The organism is Pseudoalteromonas sp. Z1A6, from assembly GCF_011378745.1.
GTDB lineage: Bacteria > Pseudomonadota > Gammaproteobacteria > Enterobacterales > Alteromonadaceae > Pseudoalteromonas > Pseudoalteromonas arctica.
The window spans coordinates 1-1,866 of sequence record NZ_WTKW01000535.1 but is presented as its reverse complement, the minus strand read 5'-3'; the positions used below and the strand labels follow the sequence as shown (position 1 = coordinate 1,866).

3 protein-coding genes are annotated in these 1,866 nt (G+C 37.4%); all 3 read left to right on the top strand.

The genetic code is table 11. The annotated features are described in order from the left end of the window. Positions 1-349 precede the first annotated feature (349 nt). The 3 genes from GQR46_RS19225 (at position 350) to GQR46_RS19215 (ending at position 1,855) form a co-directional block, all read left to right on the top strand. Complete coding sequence (locus GQR46_RS19225; protein WP_165742127.1) at positions 350-622, top strand: hypothetical protein; 273 nt, start codon at positions 350-352, stop codon at positions 620-622. 98 nt (positions 623-720) lie between these two features. Continuing rightward, positions 721-1,242: a hypothetical protein gene (locus tag GQR46_RS19220; RefSeq protein ID WP_165742125.1), complete on the top strand. Its 522-nt coding sequence runs from the start codon at positions 721-723 to the stop codon at positions 1,240-1,242. Positions 1,243-1,564: 322 nt separating this feature from the next. After that, the gene (locus GQR46_RS19215) at positions 1,565-1,855 is read left to right on the top strand and encodes a hypothetical protein (protein ID WP_165742123.1); all 291 of its coding nucleotides are present in this window, start codon (positions 1,565-1,567) and stop codon (positions 1,853-1,855) included. Positions 1,856-1,866: the final 11 nt, after the last annotated feature.

Sequence of the window (1,866 nt, the reverse complement as noted above, 5' to 3'; positions counted from 1 at the left end):
TTTTATAAATTAAAAATATAATTACTTTATCTTTGTTAATACTAATATTAAATCAGTGGTTAATAACCGCTCTACATACAAACAGTAATTGTTATTTTGTCCAATATTACTGATCTCCACCATTTTGGTGTATTCCTACACTAATAAAAACGAGCTCGATGTTAACTATTTGTTTACACGGAAGCCATCTCGTGGCTAAAATAGGTTCAATGTAATATATGGACATTTGTCGGTTTATAAAACGACAAATGTCGTATACAAAGTTGTTATAGGTTCAGCTTGAAATTTGTGCAGTTTGCCCCCATAGCTTCATAGCGGTAATTTCGCCGTTTAAATTTGGAGAACAGCTATGTTCGAAGAAGCAAAAGCAGCTGTGGCAGGCACAGCGCGAGAAGCATCCGAAAACTTTAAATACGGGCGTCTCGAAAAAAAATATGGGAAGGAAGGAGCTGAAGCCATTATCAAGCCACATTTGGCAGAACGTGGTATTTCAGTAGAGGAATTCCGAACCTACCGTAAAGTTAAACAGGTAATCCAAAATCAGGGGCTTGACGTTGCTAAGGCGCAAAAAGAAGCTGATCGCGAAGCTAAAGAAGCTTTGCAGGATTACCTACCAGCATAAATCATTCCGGCACAGTGCCTATAACAAGGCGCTGCTGTCGGACAATTTTTCCGCTACGCTCCAGAATTGCTGCAGAGCGCGGCGTTATAGGTATTCTCATGGTTTCGCGTAGAAAAATTAAAGAAGCTCACGAAAATAGTGTCTTAGCTTCATTTGGTGAACATTTGAAAGGCAAAGGGCAATCACTAACCGTGAAAACTCAACCAGATCCACCAGATGCTTTTGTAGACATTGATGGCACTGACACTTGGATTGAAATTACTGATGCATTTTACAGCCAAGATGTTGCTATTAGCATTACTTCTTATGCCGCAGATGATGTTCCGCACAGACCTTCTCAAGGCGGTTTAGTTGCTGATCCTGATGAAACAACTACTAGCAAGGTAGTGTCAGTTATTTCTGAAAAACTTAACAAGCCAACAATGATTTCTATAGCAAACTTAAACGGTAAAGGAATACTTTTAGTTGGGTTGTTTGGTCCTTTTTTTGATTTAGATAAAGTTGCTAATAATTTACCCGCAACTTTAGAAACCGATTTAGCAAATCAACAGGTATTCGACTCGGTTTATTTATACGAATCCTGTCATACGAGTGTACATAGGTATAAAAAGATTCTTTAATCAATACCTATAACAAGTCGTTAAACACGGAAGCGTAAACGGCTGCCATCGTTTTTGCAAAAAGGCAAAAGCGCAAAAACAATATCAACCTACGCTCCGGTTAACGAGGCGTTGAGGCTGTATAATTACTCATTTTTAAGAAAAACAGCCTGTTTTATGGGTTCAAAATGCATTACCCAATGCTTTAAAAACGCTTAGAGTTAATTACAGGAGCTCGTTTTTTAATTGAATTTGGCTGTTGGAGTTATTCTACAGTCTCGTTATGCACTACTCGGTATTCAACTAGCACCAAGTTGTGCTGAAACTTATTTAAGGGAATATTATGATTACAATTGGTGAATTAACACTTAATTCAGGCTTTAAGTACACTATTGAAATTCACGAGGTTGAGATATTCCAAATGTCGATTCTTCATGGCGGTAGCTTTAAGGTTACTGAAGAGATTTCTTCACAACTCAACAAAGATGCTCACGAAGCTGGATCATGGCAAGCAATTCAAGAAATGAATATAAAGTTCAGCCACCGCGGCAATGAATATGATGCAGATATCATTGTGAAAGATATATTAAGTGACTATCCAAAATTTAAAATAATTAAAATTCACTCAATGTAAATCGCACATAA

What these genes read in the sequence shown, in the direction of transcription:
- GQR46_RS19215 (WP_165742123.1), top strand. Translation starts at nt 1,565, where the DNA reads ATGATTACAATTGGTGAATTAACACTTAATTCAGGCTTTAAGTACACT.
- GQR46_RS19220 (WP_165742125.1), top strand. Translation starts at nt 721, where the DNA reads ATGGTTTCGCGTAGAAAAATTAAAGAAGCTCACGAAAATAGTGTCTTA.
- GQR46_RS19225 (WP_165742127.1), top strand. Translation starts at nt 350, where the DNA reads ATGTTCGAAGAAGCAAAAGCAGCTGTGGCAGGCACAGCGCGAGAAGCA.